Below are 22,951 nucleotides of genomic sequence, written 5' to 3'. Positions count from 1 at the left end.
CATTGCTGATATCGTGGTGATATCACTTTGCAATCGACGAGGTTGGGGGAGCAAATGGAGCGACGGGCGTTTCGGCTGAACGGGTTCGGGGTGCTGCTCGGACTGGTCGTGGCGGCACTCGCGGGGGCGGCGCTCGCGCTGACCGCCGGTGTCGGCGGCATCGCGGTGGGCGTGGTTGTGGCGGTGTTGGTGGCCGTCGGGCTGACCGGGTTCACGGTGATCAACCCGAACGAGGCCCGCGTGATCCAGTTCTTCGGCCGCTACGTCGGTTCGGTCTCGCAGGACGGCTTCCAGTGGGTGCTCCCGCTGACCACCAAGCGGCGGATCACGTTGCGGGTGCGCAACTTCGAGACCGCGAAGCTGAAGGTCAACGACGCGGACGGCAACCCGGTGGAGATCGCGGCCGTGGTGGTCTACAAGGTCGTCGACAGCGGCAAGGCGTCGTTCGCGGTGGACGACTACGAGGAGTACGTCGCGATCCAGTCCGAGGCGGCGGTGCGTCACCTCGCGACCACCCACCCCTACGACTCGCACGAGGCGGGCCGCACCAGCCTGCGTGACGGCAGCGAGGTGGCCGCCGAACTGACCGCCGAACTGGGGGAGCGGACCGACCTGGCCGGCGTCGAGGTGGTCGAGGCGCGTATCACGCACCTGGCGTACGCGCCGGAGATCGCCCAGTCGATGCTGGTCCGTCAGCAGGCCGCGCAGGTCGTCGCCGCCCGCACCAGGATCGTCGAGGGCGCGGTCGGCATGGTCGGCCTGGCCCTGGAGCGGCTCGCCGAGCAGGGCGTCGTCGAACTCGACGAGGAACGCAAGGCCGCGATGGTCTCCAACCTGCTGGTGGTGCTGTGTGGCGACAAGGCGACGCAGCCGGTGGTCAACACCGGCACCCTGTACGCCTGAGCCGCCGGACTTCCGATGACCGAACGCAAGAAGGTGCTGCTGCGGCTGGACCCGGCCGTCTACGACGCGATCGCGAAGTGGGCCGCCGACGACCTGCGCAGCGTCAACGCGCAGCTGGAGTACGCGCTGCGCCGGGCGTTGGACGAGGCCGGCCGGCCGCCGCGCGGTTCCGGCTAGTTGTGTGAGGTGGTGCGGCACCGCTCGACGAGGCCTCGGTGCCCTCCGTGGTGCGCGGCGCGTTCTTGTGGGTCACGCGGTCGCGCCTGGGGCCGAAGCCCGGACCGCGGTGTCCTGATTCTCGACGGCCGTGGTCACCTCGTCGATCGCCGCACGAATGAGTTCCCCATATGAATCGGGAGGCAGCGCAGACGAGCGCTTCCGGGCGGCGTCGATGTGTTCCCGGGCGGCTTCGAATGATCCCAGCCGGCGATAGTTGTCGGCGAGGTTGAGGTGGAGCGAGGGATAGAAGCCGGCGATGTGCAGGCTCGCGTGATGTTCTTGGACGCGCCGCTCGGTGACGGCGTCGGCGGCATCGAGTGCGCGCACATCCCAGGCCAGTGCCTGCGCCGGATCGCCGCAGAGGTCGGCAAGGTAATGCGCGAGTGTGCAGCGGTGCAAGGGATCGCCGCTGACTCCGATCACCTTCCACAGGTCCAGGAGTTGGCCGCGGGCCCTGACCGTGTTTCCGCTGCGCCCCTCGGTGACGGCCATGCCGATCGCGTCCATCATCGGGTCCGTACTGGAGGGTTCTGTCATGTGTCCTTCCCCTTCGGGTTTGTGGTGTTGTCTCTCGGATGGGGCTTGGTGGGCATGGCAAGGGTGGTGAGATCGCCGTGGTCGGCCGAGCGGACAGTGGCGGGCTGTGCGGGGCCCCTGAGGTCGAGCAGCACGTCCGCGCCGATCGCGGTGCTGATAGCGGGATAGAGCGTGGTCATCTCGAACCAGGCCTCGATCGAGGGCCCGCTCACGCGGGCCGGCAGGTGTACGCCCGTGTCCGGTCCGCCGCGGTTGTCCAGCACCGTGACCCCAGCCTCGGTGACGTGCATCGAGACCCGGTCAGCTGGTCGCTCCTCGAGGGCCCGCAGGAGCGATGACTTCGAGGCCTCGACGCGGGTCGTCACCGCTGGTAGCGCGTCGAGCATCGACCGGTAGTCGGGAAACGGCTCGGGCAGTAGCCGGCAATGCCGGTCACCCCGGTCCGGCAGCCGTATCCACATCCCCTGCTCGGTCGCTTCGATCCGAGCCAGAGGCGTGCGCCGCAGGTCGCCGAGGCAACTGCGTAGATCTTCGCCGTTCACCGTCGCCGCCCACGTCGCAGCAGTCGGATCGGCGGTCACAAGGGTGCGGGTGGACAGACGGTAGCGATCAGTGGCGGTCACGGTCACCGCGCCGGTATCGGACTCGAATCGGACACCGCCGAGAACGGCGATGTCCGGTTCGTCAGTGGTGGCAGTCAGAACCTGCTCGATCGCCGCCGCCAACACCGGCCCGCTCAGGGCAACGACCACCACTGCGGGCTCAGCGGCCAACGCTGCCTTGATGACGGCGGCCTGCTGTCGTGCGGCCGTGGCGCCGCTGACCACTGCGTCGACATGCTGGTCGACCAGGCGAACTGCCTCGTTGCGTCCAGCATCGAGGACGGATTTCGCCGTTGCGAGCGGCATGCCGATCTCGCGCAGTTGTCGGAGCAGAACGGCCCGCTCGAGCTGGTCTTCCCCGTAGAACCGGTATCCGGAATCCGGGTCGACCTCCGCAGGTAGTAGCAGTCTTGCATCAGCGTAGAAACGCAATGCGCTCGCCGTCAGACCGCTCCGACTCGCGAACGACCCGATCGACATCAACCCGAAATCCGCCACCCCGACATCATTGGGCTTCGACCTACCTGAAGGTCAACCAAGGCGGTGGCCGCCACCGACGCCATGCCCCGCGACAGCTGGTTGCCGGTGGTGTCGTCGTGGCCGCCGGCGACGTTGTCATGCCCCGGATCTCCCCGGGAGCGCTGCAGCGTGGCGCATCTTCGCGTTCGCCCACCCGCGCCGTCGGCCGCTGTGACCTGCGCTTTCATCCGCATAGCATCTTGTTGGCACCACTTTGACACCAGTAATGACGTGGTACCTATTGCAATGGCGTCCAAGTGGTGTCATAGTGGTGTCATGGATCTGACAAGATACGTCGACGAGCTGCAGCACCAGCTCGCAACCGCAGCCGCCGCGGGCGGGGAGGAGGCACGTGAGCTCGCCAGCCGCATGACGGCCCCGCTCGACGCCGCCGTCCGTCTCGTGCTGCTCGAGGCGCTCTCGACCGCGGCGAACGAGATCACGGCCGACCTCGCCCCGGGGTCTGTCGATGTGCGCCTTCGGGGCCGCGACCCGGAGTTCGTCGTCACCCCCGCCCCGGCCCCGGCGTTCGAGGCCCCGGAGCCCGCGGCCGCAGAACCGGTCCGGCCCACGGTTCTCGACCCCGACGACGTCAGCACGTCCCGCACCACGCTCCGCCTCCCCGACCAACTCAAGTCCCAGGCCGAGGCGGCGGCGGCTCGTGAGGGCGTGTCCGTCAACACGTGGCTCGTGCGCGCGGTCGCTGCCGCGCTCGCGCCCGCCGCACCGTCCCGCGCGGCAGCGCGCAACTCCAGCACCTCCGGTCGGCTGACCGGCTGGGTGCGTTGACCCACACCGCCCAACCGCAGTCCCGCGCCCCGCAAGCAGTGGCAGACACCAGACCCGGAGGACCCACCATGCCCACTTTCGCGACCCCCGAACCGATCACGGTCTCCGTCGACATCGCCGTCGGCGCCGTCAACCTCGTCGCGAGCGATCGCGCCGACACCGTGGTCACCGTCCACCCCGGCGACCCGAACAAGTCCGGCGACGTCAAGGCCGCGGCGGAGACGCGCGTCGACTTCCACGACGGCACCCTGACCGTGCAGACGAGCACCAGGTGGAAGTACCTCACCAAGTCCTCCGTCGAGCTCACGATCGAGCTTCCGGCCGGTTCCGCCCTGCAGGGCAGCGCGCTGGGCCCCCTGTTCGTCCAGGGCGCGCTCGGCACCTGCTCGTTCACGAGCCGCGCCGGCGACATCCGGATCGACGAGGCCGGTCGGCTCGACCTCCGCGCGAGCGCGGGCTCCGTCGTCGTGGGACGCGCCCTCGGCTCCACCGAGATCGTCGTCACCGCCGGCGGCGTGCGGATCCGCGAACTCGACGGAGACGCCACCATCAAGAACACGAACGGTTCCACCGAGATCGGCGAGGCGACCGGCACCCTGCGCGTGAACGGCGCCCACGGCCCCATCTCGATCGACCGGTCGCTCGGTGACACCACCGCCCGGACCGCGCACGGAAACATCCGCGTCGAGCAGGCCGTCGGTGGCCGGGTCCAGCTCGAGAGCTCGACCGGCGCGATCGAGGTCGGGGTGCCGGAGGGCACCGCCGCCTGGGTCGACGCCACCGCGCAGCACGGCAAGGTCCGCAACCTCCTGCGCGGCGCCGCCGGCCCCGACGAGAGCGACCGGACCGTCGAGGTGCGCGCCGGCACCAGCTACGGCGACATCGTCGTCCGACGTCCGCACTCCTGACCCAGGCCCTGACAACCCGCCATCGAAGGAGAACCCATGACCACCACCGTCCGCGGTCCCGCGATCGAGGTCGCCGGCCTGCGCAAGTCGTACCGGTCGAAGGCAGGCGAACAACTCGTGCTCGACGGCGTCGACCTGGTCGTGCCGGCCGGGACCGTGACCGCCCTGCTCGGCCCCAACGGGGCAGGCAAGACCACTGCCGTCGGCGTCATGTCCACCCTGCTCGCCGCCGACGCGGGCACGGTCCGCGTCGCGGGCCACGACGTGGCGCGCGAGCCCGAGGCGGTCCGCGCATCGATCGGCGTGACCGGCCAGATCACCGCCGTCGACGAACTGCTCAACGCCACCGAGAACCTGCGGCTCATGGCCGACCTAAATCACCTCGGCCGCGCCGAGGGGCGCCGCCGGATCACCGAACTGCTCGAGCGTTTCGGCCTCGCCGACGCCGCGCGCAAGCCCGTGGCGACCTTCTCCGGCGGCATGAAGCGCAAGCTCGACCTCGCGATGACGCTCGTCGGCGCACCGTCCGTGGTGTTCCTCGACGAGCCGACGACAGGTCTCGACCCGCGCAGCCGTCGTGTCCTGTGGGACGAGGTGCGGGCGCTCGTCGCCGCGGGCACCACGATCCTGCTCACCACGCAGTACCTCGAGGAGGCAGACAAGCTCGCCGACTCGGTCGCCGTCCTGAACGGCGGCCGCATCGTCGCCGAGGGCACACCCGCCGAGCTCAAGGCCGCGCACGACACCGGCTCACTCGACGACGTGTTCCTCGCCCTGACCGAGCCGCCAACCGAGACCGAGACCGACACGACGCAGGACAAGGAGATCGTCCGATGACCACCCTCGCCGCCACCCCGCTCGCTGCCACCCCGAGCCCCAGCCCGGTCGCCGACGTCGTTACCATGCTGCGCCGCAACCTCTTACGCGCGGTGCGCTACCCGGGGCTCACCATGTTCCTCGTCGCAGGCCCGCTGGTGATGCTCGTGCTGTTCGTGTACGTCTTCGGCGGCGCCCTCGGTGCGGGCGTCATGCCCGGGGTCGCCCCCGGTGCCGACGGGCGGGCGGCGTACCTGGACTACATCACGCCCACCCTGTTCGTCCTCACCATCGTGGGCGCGGGACAGTCCGTGGCCATCAGTGCCGCCATGGACGCCGCGAGCGGGATCATGGCGCGGTTCAAGACCATGGCGATCTCGCCGGGGTCCGTGCTCTCCGGGCAGGTGCTCGGCACGGTGCTCCAGTCGCTGGCAGCGCTCGTCCTCGTGCTCGGCGCGGCACTCGCGATGGGCTACCGTCCCGACGCCGACGTGCTCGACTGGCTCGCGCTGCTGGGTCTGTTCGTGCTGCTGGGGCTCGCCCTCAGCTGGCTGTGCGTCGCCATGGGACTGAACGCTCGGAGCGTCGAGACCGCCAGCAACACCCCGATGATCCTCCTGCTGCTGCCATTCCTGGGTAGCGGGTTCGTGCCGGTCGAGACCATGCCGACGGCGGTGCGCTGGTTCGCGGAGTACCAGCCGTTCACGCCGATCATCGAGACCGTGCGCGGGCTGCTCGCCGGCGGCGCGGGGCTCGAGGGCGCGGTGGTTGCGCAGGCGGTCGGCTGGACCGTGGCGATCGGCGTCGCCGGGTACGCGTGGGCGCGCTCGCTCTACCGGCGCGAGCGTCGCCTCTGAGCGTCCCGTCGGTGCCGCGGGCCGGTCGGGCTTGCGGCAGACGAAGATCGCGGTGCCCGGGAACAGTTGCCCGCGAAGCGGACTCCACTGCCCCCACTCGCGGTCCAGCCACTCCGGCCAGTCCGGTTCCACGATGTCGCGGACCTCGAGTCCCGCCGCGACGATCTCGCGAACCCGGTCGCCGATCGTCCGGTGGTGCTCGACGTAGGTCGGGACCCCGTCGTCGTCGACCTCGACGTAGGGGGTGCGGTCGAAGTACGGAATCGTCGCGGTGAGCCCCTTGGGGCCGGGGTCGTCGGGGAAGATCCAGCGCATCGGGTGGTTGACGGAGAACACCCAGAGCCCGCCGGGCCGGAGCACCCGGGCCACCTCGCGCATCACCAGCGCGGAGTCGGCGACGAACGGGACGCCGCCGAAGGCCGAGCAGGCGATGTCGAAACTCGCGTCCGCGAACGGCAGCGACTCGGCGCCGGCCTGAACCAGCGGCACCCGCGGCCCGCCCGCGGCCATCGCGTCGAGTCCGCGCGCGAGCATCCCCTTCGACAGGTCCAGGCCCACCGCCCGGGCGCCCTGGCCGGCCAGCCAGCGCGCGCAGGGCGCAGAACCGCAGCCGATCTCCAGCACGTCCTTGCCCGCGACGTCGCCGAGCAGGTGCACGTCGCCCTCGTGCAGGCCCTCCGGGCACCAGACGAACTCGCCGCCCGCGGACTCGACGCCGAGGAAGTCGCCGTGGGTGCGGTGGTAGTCGTCGGCGTCCGCGTCCCACCAGGCGCGGCTGGCGCGCTCGCTGTCGGCGGAACCGACGCGGGTGCGGCTGACCCCGGTGGTGCCGAGGACGGCATTGGCGGCGGCATGCCGGTCGTCGGGAACGGGTGGTTGCGTCATGTGTTCAGCCCCTGGCAGGTGTGCGGTCGGACGCCAATCATCCAACGTCGGGCCGGCGCGGCGGGGCAGGGGGCCTAGCGCATCCGGGGGTGCACGAACTCGTGGTCGACCCCCTGCGACATCCACACGACCGCCATGATCGAGTAGACGACGACGAACAGCAGTGCGAGTGCCCCGAACAGCCAGAGCGAGATCTGGCCGAGGCGGCGCGCACGGTCGGATGCGTCCGTGGATCCCTCGACGTCGCCGTCCGCCCACAGGGGGTAGACGTTGAACGAGTGGGTGAACGCGGCGAACGCCAGCGGCCAGAAGAAGACCAGCGACGCCACGGCCCAGCCGACGTTGCTCGGCGGTCGCGCGCGGCGGTCGGGGCCGGCCGGTCGCGGCGCGTCGGGGGTGTCGGCGGGTGGGGCGGGTGTTGCTGCTTGGAAGGGTTGAGGATTCTGATCCGGAGCAGTCATGTCGGTACTCCTCGTGTGACTTCGGTCACTGTCGACGGTACCGAGTTCCCCTGCGGGATCGCCGAGTCCGGTCGGCGGCGACCAGTCGCGAATGCGGTGGTATCCGACCCGGGTTTGCCCAGCTAGCTACCGGCCGCGTACCCTAATCCACGCGAGTGTCCGCGGTCGCGCACCGAAGTTTGGAGCGCAGTCGTCTGCTCGTAGGTCCGACAGAACACCATCAACCGACACCTATCCCTCCGGAGCAACTCACCAAATGCCCACAACCACTCATACCTCGCCGCAGGTAGCCGTCAACGACATCGGCTCCGCCGAGGACTTCCTCGCCGCGATCGACGCCACGATCAAGTACTTCAACGATGGCGACATCGTCGAAGGCACCATCGTCAAGGTCGACCGTGACGAGGTTCTACTCGACATCGGTTACAAGACCGAAGGCGTCATCCCTTCCCGCGAGCTCTCGATCAAGCACGACGTCGACCCCAACGAGGTCGTTTCCGTCGGCGACGCCGTCGAGGCTCTTGTTCTCACCAAGGAGGACAAGGAAGGTCGACTGATCCTGTCGAAGAAGCGCGCACAGTACGAGCGCGCCTGGGGCACCATCGAGGAGCTCAAGGAGAAGGACGAGGCCGTCAAGGGCACCGTCATCGAGGTCGTCAAGGGCGGCCTGATCCTCGACATCGGTCTCCGTGGCTTCCTGCCCGCCTCGCTCGTCGAGATGCGTCGTGTCCGCGACCTCCAGCCGTACGTCGGCAAGGAGATCGAGGCCAAGATCATCGAGCTCGACAAGAACCGCAACAACGTGGTCCTGTCGCGTCGCGCGTGGCTCGAGCAGACCCAGTCCGAGGTCCGCAGCGAGTTCCTGCACCAGCTCCAGAAGGGCCAGGTCCGCAAGGGCGTCGTGTCCTCCATCGTCAACTTCGGTGCCTTCGTGGACCTGGGTGGCGTCGACGGCCTGGTGCACGTCTCCGAGCTGTCCTGGAAGCACATCGACCACCCGTCCGAGGTTGTCGAGGTCGGCACCGAGGTCACCGTCGAGGTTCTCGACGTCGACCTCGACCGCGAGCGCGTCTCCCTCTCGCTCAAGGCGACGCAGGAAGACCCGTGGCGCCAGTTCGCCCGCACGCACGCCATCGGCCAGATCGTGCCCGGTAAGGTCACCAAGCTGGTTCCGTTCGGTGCCTTCGTGCGCGTCGAAGAGGGAATCGAAGGCCTCGTCCACATCTCCGAGCTGGCCGAGCGCCACGTGGAGGTTCCGGACCAGGTTGTCGGCGTCGGCGACGATGCTCTCGTCAAGGTCATCGACATCGACCTCGAGCGTCGCCGGATCTCGCTGTCGCTGAAGCAGGCGAACGAGGACTACAGCGCCGAGTTCGACCCGTCCAAGTACGGCATGGCCGACTCGTACGACGAGCAGGGCAACTACATCTTCCCCGAGGGCTTCGACTCCGAGACCAACGAATGGCTCGAGGGCTTCGACAAGCAGCGTGAAGAGTGGGAGTCCCGCTACGCCGAGGCTGAGCGTCGCCACAAGATGCACACCGCTCAGATGGAGAAGACGGCTGCCGACGAGGCCGCCGAGGCTGCTGCCGGCGCTGCCGGCACCAACTACTCCTCCGAGACCGGTGCGGACGAGAGTGGCGAGGCTGTCGCCGCTTCGTCCGAGGCAAGCGGATCCCTGGCCAGCGATGCACAGCTCGCTGCGCTGCGGGAGAAGCTGTCCGGCAACGCATAGTCTGACGACCCGCTAGTCGGGTCCGACCCGAGAGCCCCGGCCCTTGCAAAAGGACCGGGGCTTTCTGGTGTCCGGGTGTCGGGTGCGCGGGCGGTTGCGGTTCAGGCCCCGTTGCTCGACACCAGCTCGTCGAGCAGGGCGGCCTTCTCCACGAGGTCGTGCTCTGTCGGGTTGTCGGCGTCGGGTAGCTCCGCGAGGAGGTCGTCGCGGGTGGTGACCACCCAGGGCGACTGCCGCGTGACCTCCTCGCCGGAGAAGATCTTGAGCGATCCCTCCTCGAGCACCAGGGTCGGTGCCGGGAGAGTGCTGCCGAGGAGCTGTCGAAGGTCGTTCGCTGTGACGGTCATGTCTTCACGCTAGGACCGTTGCGCCGCGCTCGCATCCCTCGTTGCGTACACGAACGAGAGTGACCCCGCCCTGGGACTGTCGGGCGGGGTCACTCTCGTTCACCGTGTCGGTGGGTGGCGGTCAGCTCACCTGGTCAGTTGGCGACGGCGGCAGTCGGCGACCAGGAGCCCTGCATCTCCGTCGTGCGCTTGCGCATCGATGCGAAGCTGTGGCGGGCCGGGCTGAGCATCTGGGTGAACCAGTTGCGGCGGTGGTCGGCCAATGCCAGCGCGACCTCCGGGATCAGGATGCAGTGCACTCCGTCGACCATGCCGAGACGGTGCCGACCGGGGTGAGTGAGGCTGCTTCGCATGGTGATCCTTCTGATTGAAAAGAGGCCTGGTCGTCACGGACGAAGATATCCGAAAACGCAGAAAACCTGGTGTATTTGGGCTGGATGTGCTTTGGCGTGTTTGGTGACAGACTGTTGCGGTGTTGCGAATCGGCCTCACCGGAGGCATTGGAGCAGGAAAGTCCACTGTGTCGAGGATTCTCGGCGAGCTCGGGGCGGTGATCGTCGACGCTGACAAAATCGCCCGTGAGGTCGTAGAGCCCGGTACTCCCGGATTGGCCGCTCTGGTAGCTGAATTCGGCAACGACATCCTAGCCGACGGGGAGCTGGATCGCCCGGCTCTGGCTGCCAAGGCGTTCGGCGACGACGAGGCGCGCGGTCGGCTCAACGCGATCGTGCACCCGCTGATCGGCAGTCGCACCAATGCGATCGTCGACTCTGCACCCGCGGATTCCGTGGTGCTGCAGGACATTCCGTTGCTCGTCGAGGGTCGAATGGGCCCGCTGTTCCACCTCGTCGTGGTGGTGCACGTGGAGGCGCAGGAACGGGTCCGGCGCCTGGTCGAGTTGCGCGGCATGCCGGAGGCCGACGCCCGAGCCCGGATGGCAGCACAGGCCACCGACGAGCAGCGTCGGGCCGCGGCCGACGTGTGGCTCGACAACAACGGCCCGGAGGGCGACCTGGACGTCGAGGTCAGGGTCCTGTGGGAGCGGTTGACGCGGTACGCGGAGAACATCCGAACCGCCACGGTGGTCCGCACGCCGCCGGTGCTGGTGCCCGCGGACCCGTCGTGGCCGGACCAGGCGCGCCGGCTGACCGACCGGCTGCGGGCGGTGTGCGGGGCCGCGGCCGTGCGCGTCGACCACATCGGCTCGACCGCGGTGCCGGGCCTCGACGCCAAGGACGTGCTCGACTTCCAGGTGACGGTGCCGAGCCTGGCCGTCGCGGACGAGTTGGCCGGGACCCTCGCCGCCGCCGGGTTCCCGCGAGTGGAGTCGGTCACCGCGGACGACCCGAAGCCGGCGTACGACATCGGCGGCGAGGCAGATCCGGCGCTGTGGGACAAGCGGTTCCACGCCGCCGCCGATCCCGGGCGGCCGGTCGAAGTGCACGTGCGGGTCGACGGCTGGCCCGGTCAGCGGTTCGCGCTGGTGTTCCGGGACTGGCTCACCGCGGATCCGCAGGCGCGCGCCGAGTACCTGGCGGTCAAGCGTGCGGCGGCGGCGCAGGCACTCGGCGCTCCGGACCTGGCGACGGCCGCCGACCGGTACGCGACGGCGACGACGCCGTGGTTCGACGGTGCCGCGGTGCGCGCCGAGCAGTGGGCACGCGACGCCGGGTGGACCGCCGGGTGACCGGCGTCAGCGCCAGCTGACCGGCATCCCGCGTGAGGCCAGCCACGCGTCGAGGTCGTGGCCGTGGCTGGCGATGCCGTCCACGGCCACCACGGCGCGGGTGATGGCCCGGTCGGTGGTGGCGGCGTCGAGCAGGCCGGCGGCGTGCGCGGCGACCAGTTCGTCGACGTCGAGGAGTTCGGTGTCGCGGCCGGTCCGCACCACCAGGTCCAGGTAGTGGTCCTGCGAGCGCCACACCGCGCCGCCGTCCGTGTACTCGCCGATGTCGACGTAGCGGTCCTGGTCACGGGCGTGGAATGGGTGGTAGTGGAAGATCGACGCGCGCAGGCCGAGCTCGGGCAGCAGCCACGACTCCAGGTAGTGGAAGTGCGGGTGGTCCGACGCCCGGGCCATGTACAGGCCCCACGGCTCGGCGTGGTAGTGGTCGACCGGCCGGACGAATCCCTTGGGGTCCGTGTTCGTCCGGTCGTCGAGGCTGAAGGACTCGATCTTCGGGGCGTGCACCGCGGCGTCCATAGCTGCAGAAGCTACCAAGCGCATACGCCGCGCGCGGATCGCCGACGATCATGTCGGACCCCCGGCCTACGCTGGTTCCATGGCGTTTGCATCCGAGCATCCCGTGGTGGCTCACTCCGAGTTCCGGCCCGTTGGCGAGATCGAACGGTCCGACGGCCGCTTCGAGGTGGTCAGTGACCACCGGCCCGCGGGCGACCAGCCGACCGCGATCGCCGAGTTGGAACGCCGGATCCAGGCGGGCGAGGAGAACGTGGTCCTGCTCGGCGCCACCGGCACCGGTAAGTCGGCCACGACGGCCTGGTTGATCGAGAAGCTGCAGCGGCCGACGCTGCTGATGGCGCCGAACAAGACCCTCGCCGCCCAGCTCGCCAACGAGTTGCGGGAGATGTTGCCGAACAACGCCGTCGAGTACTTCGTCTCGTACTACGACTACTACCAGCCCGAGGCGTACATCGCGCAGACGGACACCTACATCGAGAAGGACTCGTCGGTCAACGACGACGTCGAGCGGCTGCGGCACTCCGCGACGTCGAGCCTGCTCTCGCGCCGCGACGTGGTGGTGGTCGCCTCCGTCTCGTGCATCTACGGCCTCGGCACCCCGCAGTCGTACCTGGACCGGTCCATCGAGTTGGACGTCGGCGTGGAGGTCCCGCGCGACGCGCTGCTGCGGCTGCTGGTCGACGTCCAGTACAACCGCAACGACGTCGCGTTCACCCGCGGGTCGTTCCGGGTCCGCGGCGACACCGTCGAGATCATCCCGTCCTACGAGGAGCTCGCCGTCCGGATCGAGTTCTTCGGCGACGAGATCGAGGCGCTGTACTACCTGCACCCGCTGACCGGCGAGGTGGTCCGGCAGGTGGACTCGGTGCGGATCTTCCCGGCCACCCACTACGTGGCCGGTCCGGAGCGGATGGAACGCGCGGTCAAGGACATCGAAGCCGAACTCGAGGCGCGGCTCGCGGACCTGGAGGGCCGGGGCAAGCTGCTCGAGGCGCAGCGGTTGCGGATGCGCACCAACTACGACCTCGAGATGATCAAGCAGGTCGGCTTCTGCTCGGGCATCGAGAACTACTCGCGGCACATCGACGGCCGGCCCGCGGGGTCGGCGCCGGCCACCCTGATCGACTACTTCCCCGAGGACTTCCTGCTGGTCATCGACGAGTCGCACGTGACCGTCCCGCAGATCGGCGCCATGTACGAGGGCGACATGTCGCGCAAGCGCAACCTGGTGGAGTTCGGGTTCCGGCTGCCCTCGGCCACCGACAACCGCCCGCTCACCTGGGAGGAGTTCAGCCAGCGGATCGGCCAGACCGTCTACCTGTCGGCCACCCCCGGCAAGTACGAACTCGGCCAGTCGGGCGGCGAGTTCGTCGAGCAGGTGATCCGGCCGACGGGCCTGGTGGACCCGGAGGTGGTCGTCAAGCCCACGAAGGGGCAGATCGACGACCTGGTGCACGAGATCCGGCAGCGCACCGACAAGGACGAGCGGGTCCTGGTGACCACCCTGACCAAGAAGATGGCCGAGGACCTCACCGACTACCTGCTGGAACTGGGCATCCGGGTGCGCTACCTGCACTCGGACATCGACACGCTGCGGCGGGTGGAACTGCTCCGTCAGCTGCGGCTGGGCGAGTACGACGTGCTCGTCGGCATCAACCTGCTCCGCGAGGGACTCGACCTGCCCGAGGTGTCCCTGGTCGCGATCCTCGACGCGGACAAGGAGGGCTTCCTGCGCAGCTCGACCAGCCTCATCCAGACCATCGGCCGCGCGGCCCGCAACGTCTCCGGCCAGGTGCACATGTACGCCGACCGGATCACGGACTCGATGCAGCACGCGATCGAGGAGACCGACCGGCGCCGGGAGAAGCAGATCGCCTACAACAAGGAGCGGGGCGTCGACCCGCAGCCGCTGCGCAAGAAGATCGCCGACATCCTCGACCAGGTCTACGAGGAGGCCGAGGACACCGCGGCCGGGGTGGACGTAGGCGGGTCCGGACGCAACGCGAGCCGCGGCAGGCGGGCGCAGGGCGAGGCCGGACGCGCGGTCAGCGCCGGGGTGTTCGAGGGCCGCGACGTGAAGTCGATGCCGCGGGCCGAACTCGCCGACCTCGTCAAGGAACTCACCGACCAGATGATGAACGCCGCGCGTGACCTGCAGTTCGAGCTGGCAGGCCGGCTGCGCGACGAGATCCAGGACCTGAAGAAGGAGCTGCGGGGGATGGACGCGGCCGGGCTCCAGTAGCTCCCCGCTACGGTTGCGGGATGGACGCCCAGACCGCAGGCCGGTACGCGAAGACCTTCGACGCCTTCCACAGCATGTGCTATTTCGTGCCGGAGGTGTCCGACTCACTCGTCGCGGCAGGCCTCGAGCCCGGCGCGATGACCTACTTCGCGGGCCGGTCCGCGGTGATGGGCCGGGTCGCGGCGCCGGTGGTCGCGGCGACCTTCTACAACTTCAACCCGGACCTCGTCGCCACCGTCGTCCCGCGGGCGTGGGACCTGGCCGGTCCGGAGGCGATCGTCGCCGCGCGCTACGCCGGGGTGGACGCGGCGCTGACGCGGCTGCTGGGGGCCCGGTGTGTTGCCTCCGTGGAGATGGCGGAGGCCGCGGACATCGCCGCGATCGCCGCCCGCGCGGCCCGGCCCGAGGGACGCGCGCTGTTCGCCGCCCATGCCGCCGTGGACTGGCCGACGGCGCCGCACCTGTCGCTGTGGCACTCGCTCACCCTGCTGCGCGAGCACCGCGGCGACGGCCACGTGGCCGCGCTGCAGGCCGCCGGGCTCTCCGGCATCGAGGCGCTGATCACCCACAGCGCGACGGGCGCCGGCTTCAAGGCCGAGGTGGCCCGCACGCTGCGCGGCTGGTCGCAGCAGCAGTGGGAGGAGGCGGCCGCCGACCTGCGCGACCGCGGCCTGCTCGCCGGCGACGGCACTCTCACCGAACTCGGCACGGAGACCCGCGAGGTGGCCGAGGACGTCACCGACGACCTGGCATTCGCGCCCTGGGCCGAACTCGGCGACGCCGGACTGGACCGCCTCGCCGAACTGGTGACGCCGATGCGCGCCGCGATCGTCGAGGCCGGCGCCTTTCCGGCCGGTGCGTTCGGTCCGCGCTGGGGCAAGTCCTGACCAATCAGCTGGTGATGTCCTTGACCGCGAAGCGCTGCCAGGCCAGCACCCCGAACACCGCGGCGTAGGCCAGGGCGGAGAACGACCCGACGACGATGTCGTGCCAGTCGACGGTGGGGGCGAGGAACCTGGTCCAGGCGAAGGAGAAGTGTCCGGGCAGCAGGTCCCGCCAGCCGCCCAGTGCGGTGATCTGGTCCAGGATCTGCACGAGAATCGAGACCATCACGGTGCCGCCGACCGCGCCGAGCGGCGCGTCGGTGAGCACCGACAGCAGCATCGCCAGCCCGGCCACCCAGGTCAGGTTCACCGCGATGTACGCCAGCGCCAGTGCCAGCCGCCCGACCGCGTCGCCGTAGCCCAGCGAGTCGCCGAACGGGGTCACCAGTGGTCCGGTCCCGTACAGGGCCGTGCCCAGTGCCAGGCCCACGCCGAACAGCAGCAGCAGGGCCAGCACGGACAGTGCCGCGGACACGATCGCCTTCTGCCGCAGCAGCCGGCCGCGGGGGACCGGGATGGCCAGCAGGTACCGCAGCGACGACCACGACGCCTCGCTGGCCACCGAGTCGCCGAAGAACAGCGCCACCACCACGATCAGCAGGAACCCGACGGACATGAACAGGCAGAACACGGTGAAGTTCACGCCGCCCCGGGTGCCCAGGTCGATCAGGTTCACCGCGCCCGGGGACGACGAACCGGAACCGCCGATCGCGAAGGCCGCGGCCAGGATCACCGGCAGCAGCGCCAGCAGCCCGAGCGCCAGGTGGGTGCGCCTGCGAAGGAGCTGGCGGGTCAGTTCGGTGCGCAGCGGCAGGGTCGAGTGCGGCCGGTAGCCGGGCGCCCGGCCGTCCGCGGCCGCCGCGTCACCACGGCCGTCGGCGGCCACCACGTCACCGCCACGATCTGTCGACGTCACGGCGCCTGCACCTCCTGCTCGGGGGAGTCCGACGTTGCGGATCTCCGTGGTCGGGGCATCGCCGCGTCGTGCTCGCGATGGTCGGAGACGTGGACCAACCTCAGGAAGACGTCCTCGAGGCGGGTGGTCCCGCTCAGCCCGCGGACCCCGACGCCCGACTCGACCAGCGCGCGTACGACCACGGTCGGGTCCGTGGCGCCGAGGTCGAGCCGGACCGTGGGGGTCTCGCCCTCGACGACGTGCACGCCGGTCGGGCCGTCGAGGCCGTCGAGCACCTCGACGGCCCGCGCCGCGTCGTCGACCCGCAGTTCGGTGGCGCCCTCCGCCGAGGTGAGCTCCTCGACGGTGCCGGCCGCGATCACCCGTCCGTGGTTCATCACCACCACGTCGGTGCAGGTCTGCTCCACCTCCGCGAGCAGGTGGCTCGACACCAGCACCGTCCGCCCGGTGCGCGCGTAGGCGACCAGGACCTCGCGCATGGTCCGGATCTGCGGCGGGTCGAGTCCGTTGGTGGGTTCGTCGAGGACCATCAGGTCCGGCAGCCCGAGCATCGCCTGCGCGAGGGCCAGGCGCTGGCGCATCCCCTGACTGTAGGAGCGGACCTTCCGGTGGACGGCGTCGCCGAGGTCCGCGATCTCGAGGGCCTCGTCCATCCGGGCCTCGGCGGCGGGCCGGCCGGTGGCCTCCCAGTACAGGCGCAGGTTGTCGAGACCGCTCAGGTGCGGCAGCAGCCCGGAGCCCTCGACGAACGAGCCGAGCCGTGAGAGCACCGGCGCGCCGGGCGTCACCTGGTGCCCGAACACCCGCAGTTCGCCGCTCGACGGCGTGATCAGGCCCATCAGCATCCGCAGGGTGGTGGTCTTGCCCGCACCGTTGGGGCCGAGGAGCCCGAGCACCTGGCCGCGGCGCACGGTGAAGCTCACCCCGTCGACCGCGCGGAAGCCGTTGTCGTACGACTTGTGCAGGTCGGTGACCACGAGCGGGGTGTCGAGCAGGGCCGGGTCCACCGCGGCGACCGCGCGCCGCCGCGACCGGACCGCGCCGACGATGCCGAGGAGCGCCACCACGGTGAGGATCGCGCCGATCCCCACCAGCGGCGCCACCGGCAGGGCCCGGCGGTTCGTCGTCGCGGGGACACTCGGGACGGTGATCGCCGGGTCCGTGAGCGCGACGGTGAACTGGGCCGGGGAGAGCGGGTTCGCGTAGGCCTGGTCGGTGGCGGCCAGCACGAGTTCGAGGTGGTGCCCCTCCGGCACCTGGTGGGCGATTCCGGGCAGCGTGACGGTCAGCGGGACTGGTTGTCCGGCAGGCGCGTCCGGCAGCCGGATCGCGGCCACCGCCCCGCCCGGCAGGGTGCGCCGGCCCTGCGGGCTGACGTCGTAGAGCTTGGCGAACAGCACCGCCGCACCGGGGGCGGCGAGCGTGGACACCTCGACCGTGACCGTGCTGGTGCCGGTGACCGTCAGCGGATGCCCGAGCGGCGCGGTGGCGAAACGCGCCGACTGGCCGGGCGGATCGGCCGCCAGGTCGAGGGCCGGCCCGGCCGCAGACGCCAGGTTCGAGACCGACGCGCCGAGTCCCGGCACCGACGACAGGCCGGCGGGCGAGGCGCCGGGTGGGCGGACCAGGGTCTGCTCGGAGCCGATCATCGGCAACGAGATCGTCGGGGTGGGGTCGGTGGGGACCGCGCCGAGCCCGGGGTAGTCGGGGGCGGTCATCCGGCGCTGGGCCGGTGCACCCTGGTCGGTCGGTGCGCCGGGCAGGGTGAAGACGAACCGCGTGTCGGGCTCGCCGTCGCCGAGGCGGTCGGACAGGAAGGCGGCCACCGCGCGCTGGCTGGGCGCGGAGTCGCCGCCGGCGTCGTGGCCGCCGGGAAACCAGCGGACCTGGACGGGGGCGCCCGCCGCCGCGATCTGCCGGGCGTTCGCGTCGGCCTGGTCCAGCCCGAACAGGGTGTCCTGTTCGCCCTGGACCAGCAACGTCGGTGCGGTGACGGCGCCGATGACGGCGGCGGGGGAGTGCGCGGTGAGCATGGCCAGCAGCTCCGGGCTGGGGCGGCCCGTCTCGGCGGCGGCGGCATAGGCCTGGCAGATGGTGGCGAGGAACCGGCCGCACGGCCCGGAACCGGGCGCGGGCCCCGCACCCGCATCCGGCGTACCGCCCGCGCCGGCCCCGAAGAAGATGCCGGCCCAGCCCCGCTTGAGCACACCGGGTCCGCCGTACCCGGCGGCGGCGGGTGTGGTGCGCGCCACCGGCCCGGGTGTCCCGAAGTTGGGAAACAGTGCCTGGCCCAGGTCATTCCAGGTGATCGACGCGGCGATCGCGTCGATCCGCTGGTCGGTGCCGCCGAGCGTCAGGGCGAGCGCACCGCCGTAGGAACCGCCGGTCACGCCCACCCGCGGATCGTGCGGGCCGTCCTGGCGGACCTCGGTGCGGCCGGCCAGCCAGTCCACCATGGCGCGGGCGTCCGCCACCTCCCGGTCCGGGTCGTTCAACGAGATCTGCCCGGTGCTGCGCCCGAATCCACGGGCGCTGTAGGCCAGCACCACGAAGCCCTCCTCGGCGAGATCGCGCGCCTGCGCAGCCACTGAGTCCTTGCTGCCGCCGAATCCGTGCGCCAACAGCACCGCGGGGGCCGGGGTCTGCTCCGGAACGTACAGTCGGGCATCGAGATTGACCTGATCGGTAGAGCCGGGAGCCTCCGGCAGCGCGAACTGGACGTCCTCCGTAGTGACCGCCGGCGCCGACCTGGACGTCCAGGTCACTGCCGCCGCCACGACGAGAAGCAGCGCGACCGCGGCAACGGCTGCCCACGCCCGGAGACTTCGCGGTCGCGGTAGGTACATGAGACCCAATCTAGCCATGTGGCGCGGATGTGCGTTGTAACGCAATTCCCACTACCCCGGCGGCCGTCCGACTAGGGTTTTGCGCAGCGACTGGGGGTGTCAACCGTGAGATTCCGTGCATGCCCCGGTGAGGAAGAATGCACTACGACGCAATGCACTACGACGCAATGCACCACGAGACAGTGCAGCAGGATCCATCGCACCGAGGATCCACCCGCACTGACGACCCACCTGCACTCTGGAGGAAGCAATGACCGCCTACCGCACCATCGTCGTCGGAACCGATGGCTCGGACTCGTCCTTGAAGGCAGTCGAGAAGGCCGCGGCACTGGCCACCGACGCCGGGGCGAAGCTGGTCCTCGCCTGCGCCTACTACCCGACCGACCCGAAGGACATCGAGGCGGCGGCCGACACCCTTCGCGAGGACGCGTACCAGATCACCGGCTCCGCGCCGACGTACGACATCCTGCGGACCGCGCGTGAGCGCGCGCAGGCCGTGGGCGCCAAGGACATCGAGGAGCGGGCGATCGTCGGCGCACCCGTCGACTCGCTGCTCACCCTGATCGCCGAGGTCTCGGCGGACCTGCTGGTGATCGGCAACCGCGGCCTGAACACGCTCACCGGTCGGCTGCTCGGCTCGGTGCCCTCCGACGCCGCCCGCAAGTCCACCACCGACGTGCTGATCGTCCACACCGTCCGCTGACCCCACCCACTGTCCCGGCCCGGTGCCACACCGGGCCGGGACAGTGCTGTGTGAGGGAAGTTACTCGGCCGGAACCAGTTTCGCGAGCACGTCCGGGAGCGGCCGGGCGTGGACCACGCCGAGCCGCTGGGTGGCGCGGGTGAGGGCGACGTACAGGTCGTTGAGTCCCCGCGGTGACTCGTCGAGGATCCGCTGCGGCTCGACGATCAGGACCGAGTCGAACTCGAGCCCCTTCACGTCCCGGACGGCCAGCACGCTCACCGAATCCGATGCCAGGTCCGTGAACTCGCCGACCGAGTCCTCGGCCGCGATCACCACGGTGAGCCCGGGCCCGGTGTGGGCGGCCACCCGCCGACGGACCTCGTCGGCCACCGACGCCGCCGGAACCCGGTGCGCCCAGGGCACGTTCCCGCTCTCGCGCACCGACCGGGGCGCCGTCTGGGTCGGGTCGATCGCCGCGAGCACGTCCTGCGCCACGGCCATGATCTCCGCCGGGGTGCGGTAGTTGACGGTCAGCTCGGTCAGCTTCCAGCGCCGGGCCACGTACGGCTCGAGCACCGTCTGCCAGGACGAGCTGCCGGCCGGGTCGCCGGTCTGGGCGGTGTCCCCGACCAGGGTCATCCACCGATTCGGGATGCGGCGCATCAGCATTCGCCAGGCCATCGCCGAGAGCTCCTGTGCCTCGTCGACGATGACGTGCCCGTAGGTCCAGGTGCGGTCGGCTGCCGCCCGCTCCGCGGCGGTGAGCCGGTGGCCCAGGTCCTGGCGTTGGGCAAGCTGATCCGCGTCGATCAGGTCGTACGCCATCAGGATCTCGGGGTCGAGTTCGTCCTCGAGGTCCTGCGGCGCGGAGCCGGTGAGGATGTCGAGCGCGCCCTGCGCGTCCGCGATCTGTGCTCGCCACTCGCGTTGTGCGCGGTCACGTTCCGCGGCGTCGTCCACGCCGAGCAGTTCGGCCAGCTCGTCGAGCAGGGGTGCGTCGGCCGGGCTGAACCCGGTCATCCTGGTGCGGTGCAGGAGTGCGCGCTGGCTCTCGGTCAGGTCGCGGGCCGCGGTGTCCAGCCGGGACCGCGAGGTCAGCAGGTCGGCGAGGACCCGCTGCGGCGTCAGTTGCGGCCACAGCGCGTCGATCGCGTCCATCAGGTCCGGGTCCTCGCGCATCTCGTCGCGGATGTCGGCGACGTCGTCGCGGCTGAGCAGATTCGCGCCGCCGAGGACGTTCGACCCGAGCCGTGCGGCGAACTGGTCGGCGAGGGACTCGATCACCGCGGAGACGAAGATCGGCCGGGCCAGGTTGTGCGGCCGCCGGGAGGACCGCGCGCGGCCGCGGGCCCGGGTGACGGTCTTGCGGTCGAGGGTGATCGGGTAGGTGTCGAAGGTGATGGTGACCGGTTCCGGCGGGGTCAGCTGCCGGTCGCGCACTGCCTGCTTGAGCACCTCCACCATCTCGAGCGAGCCCTTCACCTCGCCGCACTCGAGCGAGTCGTGCACGGTGGCAATGACTCCGGGGTACAGGTCGCCGATGGTGGAGAGCAGCACCCCGGTCTCGCCGAGCGACGGCAGCACCTGGCCGATGTAGTCGAGGAACGTCGCGTTGGGGCCGACGATCAGCACGCCGCTCTTCGCCAGTTGCTGCCGGTAGGTGTAGAGCAGGTAGGCGGCGCGGTGCAGCGCGACGGCGGTTTTGCCCGTGCCCGGTCCGCCCTGCACCACCATCACCGACTTGTGGCTGGACCGGATGATGGCGTCCTGCTCGGACTGGATGGTCTCGACGATGTCGTTCATGTGTCCGGTCCGGGCCGCGTTCAGCGCGGTGAGCAGGGCGCTCTCGCCGGCGACGCCGTCGGTGCCGTCCGCCACGCCGGCGCGCTCCGCGGCGGCGAGGTCGAGGTACTCGTCGCCCAGGCCGGTGACCCGGCGGCTGCGGGTACGGATGTGGCGGCGTCGCGTCACGCCTTCCGGTTGCGCCGGGGTGGCCAGGTAGAACGGACGGGCCAGCGGTGCGCGCCAGTCGAGCAGCAGCGTCTCGTAGTCGTTGGCCTCGTCGAGGATGCCGACCCGGCCGATGTACCGCAGCGCGTCTCCGTCCGCGGCCTCGCCGTCCAGGTCGATGCGGCCGAAGCAGAGGCCGTTCTCGGCGGCGTCGTACTTGGCGATGTCCTCGGTGTACATCTGGCTGAACGACTCGCGCTCGCTGCGTGCCTGCGGGGTGCCGCCGGTCTGCAACAGAACCTTCGACAGCCGGGTCGCGGCGTACGAGCGCAGGCCGTCGAGCCGGTCGTACAGCATCGACACGTACTCCTGCTCACGGTCCAGGTCGCCGTGTTGCAGTGCCTTGTCGGGCAAGTGATCTCCTCGGCCGGAATGGGTCCAAATGGGCCAAGCGAGTCTAGTGGCTGGGTGCGGCGGGTGCAGAAGCGCCAGGTCAGCGTGGCGGGCCGCGTCGCTCGGGACGCGCCCGGATCAGTCGGCGACCAGTCGGCCGTGGCCCGCCGGGCGGGGGTGGCGTCCGCTCTGGTGCTCGGCGGCGTGCGGAGGTGACCGGGGCACAATGGGTGGCACCGGCGCTGGGTCGGAATCGGTCGGTGTGAGGGGGCGGTGTGGGCGATACGCTCGTCGGGTGCGACTGTGGGGATTCGGCGAACCGGCTGGATCACGCGCGGCAGGCAGCCGCATCGATCGGCCTGCTGCTCGGACGGATCGAGGCGGGGGAGCTCACCGCAGCTGCGGGGACGGTGGCCCGCCTGGAGGGTGCCGCGCTTGCGCTCGGCGCTCTGTGATTCCGTTAGGTTTCGCCGAAACCAATTAATAATGACGGTCCCAATGTTAATGTTGTCGTATGACCGCAGCCGAACCCCGCATCGAGGCGACTGCCGACACGGTAGTCGCCTACTTGCGGGTGGGTAGGGCCGAGCGTGCGGCGTCGGGACTCGGGCTCGACGACCAGCGGGCGGTCATCGCGGACTACGCGGACCGGAAGGGTCTGACCGTCGTCGGCGAGTACGTCGACGAGGACGAGGACCTCACCGGCCTCAAGCTGTTTCGGGGGTCCGTCGGAGCGAGGACGGCGTTCGAGGCGGTCGCACGCGGTGATGCCGGCGGCCTGGTGGTGTCCAGGGTCGACCGACTGTGTCGACCGATCGTCGACCTGCTGCGACTGCTGGGAGTCTCCCGGGCGGAGGGCTGGTCCGTGCACCTGGTGGACCTGGACCTGGACACGGGCACTCCGGCGGGACGAATGGCGGCGGACATCATCACGCGGTCGGTCAGCAGTGCGCAGCAGCGCACGAGTGAACGCACCAAGGTCGGTCTGACCGCGAAGAAGGAGCGCGGCGAGCGAGTCGGGGCCGCGCCCTCGCTGCCGGTCGAGGTGACCCGTCGAATCCTCGTCGAACGTGCGGGTGGCCGCACGCTCCAGGCCATCGCGGACGGGCTGATGTCCGACGGAATCCCCACGGCCCGTGGCGGATCGAAGTGGTTCGCCGCCACCATCAAGGCGATCCTCGGCAGCGACAACGCCGCCGACGTCCGCCGGCAACTCGACCTGGACTCCTAGCCGCCAGGCGTCCTTCTCCGCCG

23 protein-coding genes and 1 pseudogene are annotated in these 22,951 nt (G+C 70.4%); 14 read left to right on the top strand and 10 right to left on the bottom strand.

Annotated features, from left to right (window positions below; genetic code table 11):
• The first annotated feature begins 54 nt into the window (after nt 1-54).
• Together RT2_RS15105 and RT2_RS25930 are read left to right on the top strand one after the other, a co-directional pair.
• Nucleotides 55-903, top strand: a complete 849-nt coding sequence (locus RT2_RS15105; RefSeq protein WP_072845615.1) for an SPFH domain-containing protein — start codon at nt 55-57, stop codon at nt 901-903.
• Between the two features lie 15 nt (nt 904-918).
• Nucleotides 919-1,080, top strand: coding sequence for a type II toxin-antitoxin system antitoxin (locus RT2_RS25930; protein ID WP_169888380.1), 162 nt, complete (start codon nt 919-921; stop codon nt 1,078-1,080).
• 72 nt (nt 1,081-1,152) lie between these two features.
• Here the strand turns inward: RT2_RS25930 and RT2_RS15100 are convergent, their stop codons facing one another.
• Both RT2_RS15100 and RT2_RS15095 read right to left on the bottom strand, forming a co-directional pair.
• A complete protein-coding gene (locus RT2_RS15100; protein ID WP_072845614.1) occupies nt 1,153-1,659 on the bottom strand; it encodes a hypothetical protein in 507 nt (168 codons plus the stop codon).
• Nucleotides 1,656-2,759 (bottom strand): DNA polymerase III subunit beta family protein, encoded by a 1,104-nt coding sequence (locus RT2_RS15095; protein WP_072845613.1) that lies wholly within the window; start codon nt 2,757-2,759, stop codon nt 1,656-1,658. The genes RT2_RS15100 and RT2_RS15095 overlap by 4 nt, the downstream gene beginning before the upstream one ends.
• A gap of 297 nt (nt 2,760-3,056) precedes the next feature.
• Between RT2_RS15095 and RT2_RS15090 the strand changes: the two genes are divergently transcribed.
• From RT2_RS15090 to RT2_RS15075, 4 genes are all read left to right on the top strand, one after another.
• Nucleotides 3,057-3,569, top strand: coding sequence for a toxin-antitoxin system HicB family antitoxin (locus RT2_RS15090; RefSeq protein WP_083577400.1), 513 nt, complete (start codon nt 3,057-3,059; stop codon nt 3,567-3,569).
• A 68-nt stretch (nt 3,570-3,637) separates the two neighbouring features.
• Entirely contained in the window at nt 3,638-4,477 is an 840-nt protein-coding gene (locus tag RT2_RS15085; protein ID WP_072845611.1) for a DUF4097 family beta strand repeat-containing protein, read from the top strand.
• A 36-nt stretch (nt 4,478-4,513) separates the two neighbouring features.
• Nucleotides 4,514-5,314 (top strand): ABC transporter ATP-binding protein, encoded by an 801-nt coding sequence (locus RT2_RS15080; RefSeq protein ID WP_072845610.1) that lies wholly within the window; start codon nt 4,514-4,516, stop codon nt 5,312-5,314.
• Nucleotides 5,311-6,150, top strand: a complete 840-nt coding sequence (locus RT2_RS15075; RefSeq protein ID WP_083577399.1) for an ABC transporter permease — start codon at nt 5,311-5,313, stop codon at nt 6,148-6,150. The genes RT2_RS15080 and RT2_RS15075 overlap by 4 nt, the downstream gene beginning before the upstream one ends.
• A gap of 27 nt (nt 6,151-6,177) precedes the next feature.
• Here the strand turns inward: RT2_RS15075 and RT2_RS15070 are convergent.
• Nucleotides 6,178-7,035: pseudogene (locus RT2_RS15070) on the bottom strand (class I SAM-dependent methyltransferase); the annotation flags it as partial.
• 74 nt (nt 7,036-7,109) lie between these two features.
• A complete protein-coding gene (locus tag RT2_RS15065) occupies nt 7,110-7,496 on the bottom strand; it encodes a CD225/dispanin family protein (RefSeq protein WP_072845609.1) in 387 nt (128 codons plus the stop codon).
• A gap of 256 nt (nt 7,497-7,752) precedes the next feature.
• Between RT2_RS15065 and rpsA the strand changes: the two genes are divergently transcribed.
• On the top strand, nt 7,753-9,231 hold the full coding sequence (gene rpsA, locus RT2_RS15060) for a 30S ribosomal protein S1 (RefSeq protein ID WP_072845608.1): 1,479 nt from the start codon (nt 7,753-7,755) through the stop codon (nt 9,229-9,231).
• Between the two features lie 101 nt (nt 9,232-9,332).
• Here the strand turns inward: rpsA and RT2_RS15055 are convergent, their stop codons facing one another.
• Nucleotides 9,333-9,578 carry a hypothetical protein gene (locus RT2_RS15055; RefSeq protein WP_072845607.1) on the bottom strand — a complete coding sequence of 82 codons (246 nt, stop codon included), beginning with the start codon at nt 9,576-9,578 and terminating at the stop codon, nt 9,333-9,335.
• A gap of 134 nt (nt 9,579-9,712) precedes the next feature.
• A complete protein-coding gene (locus RT2_RS15050) occupies nt 9,713-9,931 on the bottom strand; it encodes a hypothetical protein (RefSeq protein WP_072845606.1) in 219 nt (72 codons plus the stop codon).
• Nucleotides 9,932-10,050: 119 nt separating this feature from the next.
• Here RT2_RS15050 and coaE point away from each other — a divergent pair, with 119 nt between their 5' ends.
• Nucleotides 10,051-11,265, top strand: coding sequence for a dephospho-CoA kinase (gene coaE / locus RT2_RS15045; protein WP_072845605.1), 1,215 nt, complete (start codon nt 10,051-10,053; stop codon nt 11,263-11,265).
• 6 nt (nt 11,266-11,271) lie between these two features.
• Here the strand turns inward: coaE and RT2_RS15040 are convergent, their stop codons facing one another.
• A complete protein-coding gene (locus RT2_RS15040; protein ID WP_174556715.1) occupies nt 11,272-11,781 on the bottom strand; it encodes a ribonuclease FAU-1 family protein in 510 nt (169 codons plus the stop codon).
• 79 nt (nt 11,782-11,860) lie between these two features.
• Between RT2_RS15040 and uvrB the strand changes: the two genes are divergently transcribed.
• Entirely contained in the window at nt 11,861-14,023 is a 2,163-nt protein-coding gene (uvrB, locus tag RT2_RS15035) for an excinuclease ABC subunit UvrB (RefSeq protein ID WP_072845603.1), read from the top strand.
• A gap of 20 nt (nt 14,024-14,043) precedes the next feature.
• Nucleotides 14,044-14,910, top strand: coding sequence for an SCO6745 family protein (locus RT2_RS15030; RefSeq protein ID WP_072845602.1), 867 nt, complete (start codon nt 14,044-14,046; stop codon nt 14,908-14,910).
• 4 nt (nt 14,911-14,914) lie between these two features.
• On the opposite strand, the gene RT2_RS15025 is transcribed toward RT2_RS15030, so the two are convergent.
• Both RT2_RS15025 and RT2_RS15020 read right to left on the bottom strand, forming a co-directional pair.
• Nucleotides 14,915-15,823 carry an ABC transporter permease gene (locus RT2_RS15025; protein ID WP_245709435.1) on the bottom strand — a complete coding sequence of 303 codons (909 nt, stop codon included), beginning with the start codon at nt 15,821-15,823 and terminating at the stop codon, nt 14,915-14,917.
• The gene (locus RT2_RS15020; RefSeq protein WP_072845601.1) at nt 15,820-18,669 is read right to left on the bottom strand and encodes an alpha/beta fold hydrolase; all 2,850 of its coding nucleotides are present in this window, start codon (nt 18,667-18,669) and stop codon (nt 15,820-15,822) included. Before RT2_RS15020 ends, RT2_RS15025 begins: the two co-directional genes overlap by 4 nt.
• A 250-nt stretch (nt 18,670-18,919) precedes the next feature.
• On the opposite strand from RT2_RS15020, the gene RT2_RS15015 reads away from it, so the two are divergent.
• Nucleotides 18,920-19,372, top strand: coding sequence for a universal stress protein (locus RT2_RS15015; RefSeq protein ID WP_072845600.1), 453 nt, complete (start codon nt 18,920-18,922; stop codon nt 19,370-19,372).
• Nucleotides 19,373-19,432: 60 nt separating this feature from the next.
• Here RT2_RS15015 and RT2_RS15010 read toward each other — a convergent pair whose 3' ends face one another.
• Entirely contained in the window at nt 19,433-21,718 is a 2,286-nt protein-coding gene (locus RT2_RS15010; protein ID WP_072845599.1) for a HelD family protein, read from the bottom strand.
• A 63-nt stretch (nt 21,719-21,781) separates the two neighbouring features.
• Here RT2_RS15010 and RT2_RS26470 point away from each other — a divergent pair, with 63 nt between their 5' ends.
• The 3 genes from RT2_RS26470 to RT2_RS15000 are packed head-to-tail and all read left to right on the top strand — an operon-like array spanning nt 21,782 to nt 22,928.
• A complete protein-coding gene (locus RT2_RS26470; protein WP_255312542.1) occupies nt 21,782-21,913 on the top strand; it encodes a hypothetical protein in 132 nt (43 codons plus the stop codon).
• A 59-nt stretch (nt 21,914-21,972) separates the two neighbouring features.
• Nucleotides 21,973-22,152, top strand: coding sequence for a hypothetical protein (locus RT2_RS15005; protein ID WP_072845598.1), 180 nt, complete (start codon nt 21,973-21,975; stop codon nt 22,150-22,152).
• Between the two features lie 59 nt (nt 22,153-22,211).
• The gene (locus tag RT2_RS15000; RefSeq protein ID WP_072845597.1) at nt 22,212-22,928 is read left to right on the top strand and encodes a recombinase family protein; all 717 of its coding nucleotides are present in this window, start codon (nt 22,212-22,214) and stop codon (nt 22,926-22,928) included.
• Nucleotides 22,929-22,951 lie beyond the last annotated feature (23 nt).

Origin of the sequence: Rhodococcus tukisamuensis NBRC 100609, assembly GCF_001894985.1 — a bacterium.
GTDB classification, from domain to species: Bacteria; Actinomycetota; Actinomycetes; order Mycobacteriales; family Mycobacteriaceae; genus Rhodococcus_G; species Rhodococcus_G tukisamuensis.
Note: the sequence above shows the minus strand (reverse complement) of the source record. Positions and strands in the feature narration are given on the sequence as shown.

Coding starts and splice junctions, on each gene's coding strand:
- RT2_RS15085 (WP_072845611.1), top strand. CDS start 3,638: ATGCCCACTTTCGCGACCCCCGAACCGATCACGGTCTCCGTCGACATC.
- RT2_RS25930 (WP_169888380.1), top strand. CDS start 919: ATGACCGAACGCAAGAAGGTGCTGCTGCGGCTGGACCCGGCCGTCTAC.
- RT2_RS15040 (WP_174556715.1), bottom strand. CDS start 11,781: ATGGACGCCGCGGTGCACGCCCCGAAGATCGAGTCCTTCAGCCTCGAC.
- RT2_RS15020 (WP_072845601.1), bottom strand. CDS start 18,669: ATGTACCTACCGCGACCGCGAAGTCTCCGGGCGTGGGCAGCCGTTGCC.
- RT2_RS15100 (WP_072845614.1), bottom strand. CDS start 1,659: ATGACAGAACCCTCCAGTACGGACCCGATGATGGACGCGATCGGCATG.
- RT2_RS15065 (WP_072845609.1), bottom strand. CDS start 7,496: ATGACTGCTCCGGATCAGAATCCTCAACCCTTCCAAGCAGCAACACCC.
- RT2_RS15075 (WP_083577399.1), top strand. CDS start 5,311: ATGACCACCCTCGCCGCCACCCCGCTCGCTGCCACCCCGAGCCCCAGC.
- RT2_RS15000 (WP_072845597.1), top strand. CDS start 22,212: ATGACCGCAGCCGAACCCCGCATCGAGGCGACTGCCGACACGGTAGTC.
- RT2_RS15105 (WP_072845615.1), top strand. CDS start 55: ATGGAGCGACGGGCGTTTCGGCTGAACGGGTTCGGGGTGCTGCTCGGA.
- rpsA (WP_072845608.1), top strand. CDS start 7,753: ATGCCCACAACCACTCATACCTCGCCGCAGGTAGCCGTCAACGACATC.
- RT2_RS15090 (WP_083577400.1), top strand. CDS start 3,057: ATGGATCTGACAAGATACGTCGACGAGCTGCAGCACCAGCTCGCAACC.
- RT2_RS15080 (WP_072845610.1), top strand. CDS start 4,514: ATGACCACCACCGTCCGCGGTCCCGCGATCGAGGTCGCCGGCCTGCGC.
- RT2_RS15050 (WP_072845606.1), bottom strand. CDS start 9,931: ATGCGAAGCAGCCTCACTCACCCCGGTCGGCACCGTCTCGGCATGGTC.
- uvrB (WP_072845603.1), top strand. CDS start 11,861: ATGGCGTTTGCATCCGAGCATCCCGTGGTGGCTCACTCCGAGTTCCGG.
- RT2_RS15030 (WP_072845602.1), top strand. CDS start 14,044: ATGGACGCCCAGACCGCAGGCCGGTACGCGAAGACCTTCGACGCCTTC.
- RT2_RS15015 (WP_072845600.1), top strand. CDS start 18,920: ATGACCGCCTACCGCACCATCGTCGTCGGAACCGATGGCTCGGACTCG.
- RT2_RS15055 (WP_072845607.1), bottom strand. CDS start 9,578: ATGACCGTCACAGCGAACGACCTTCGACAGCTCCTCGGCAGCACTCTC.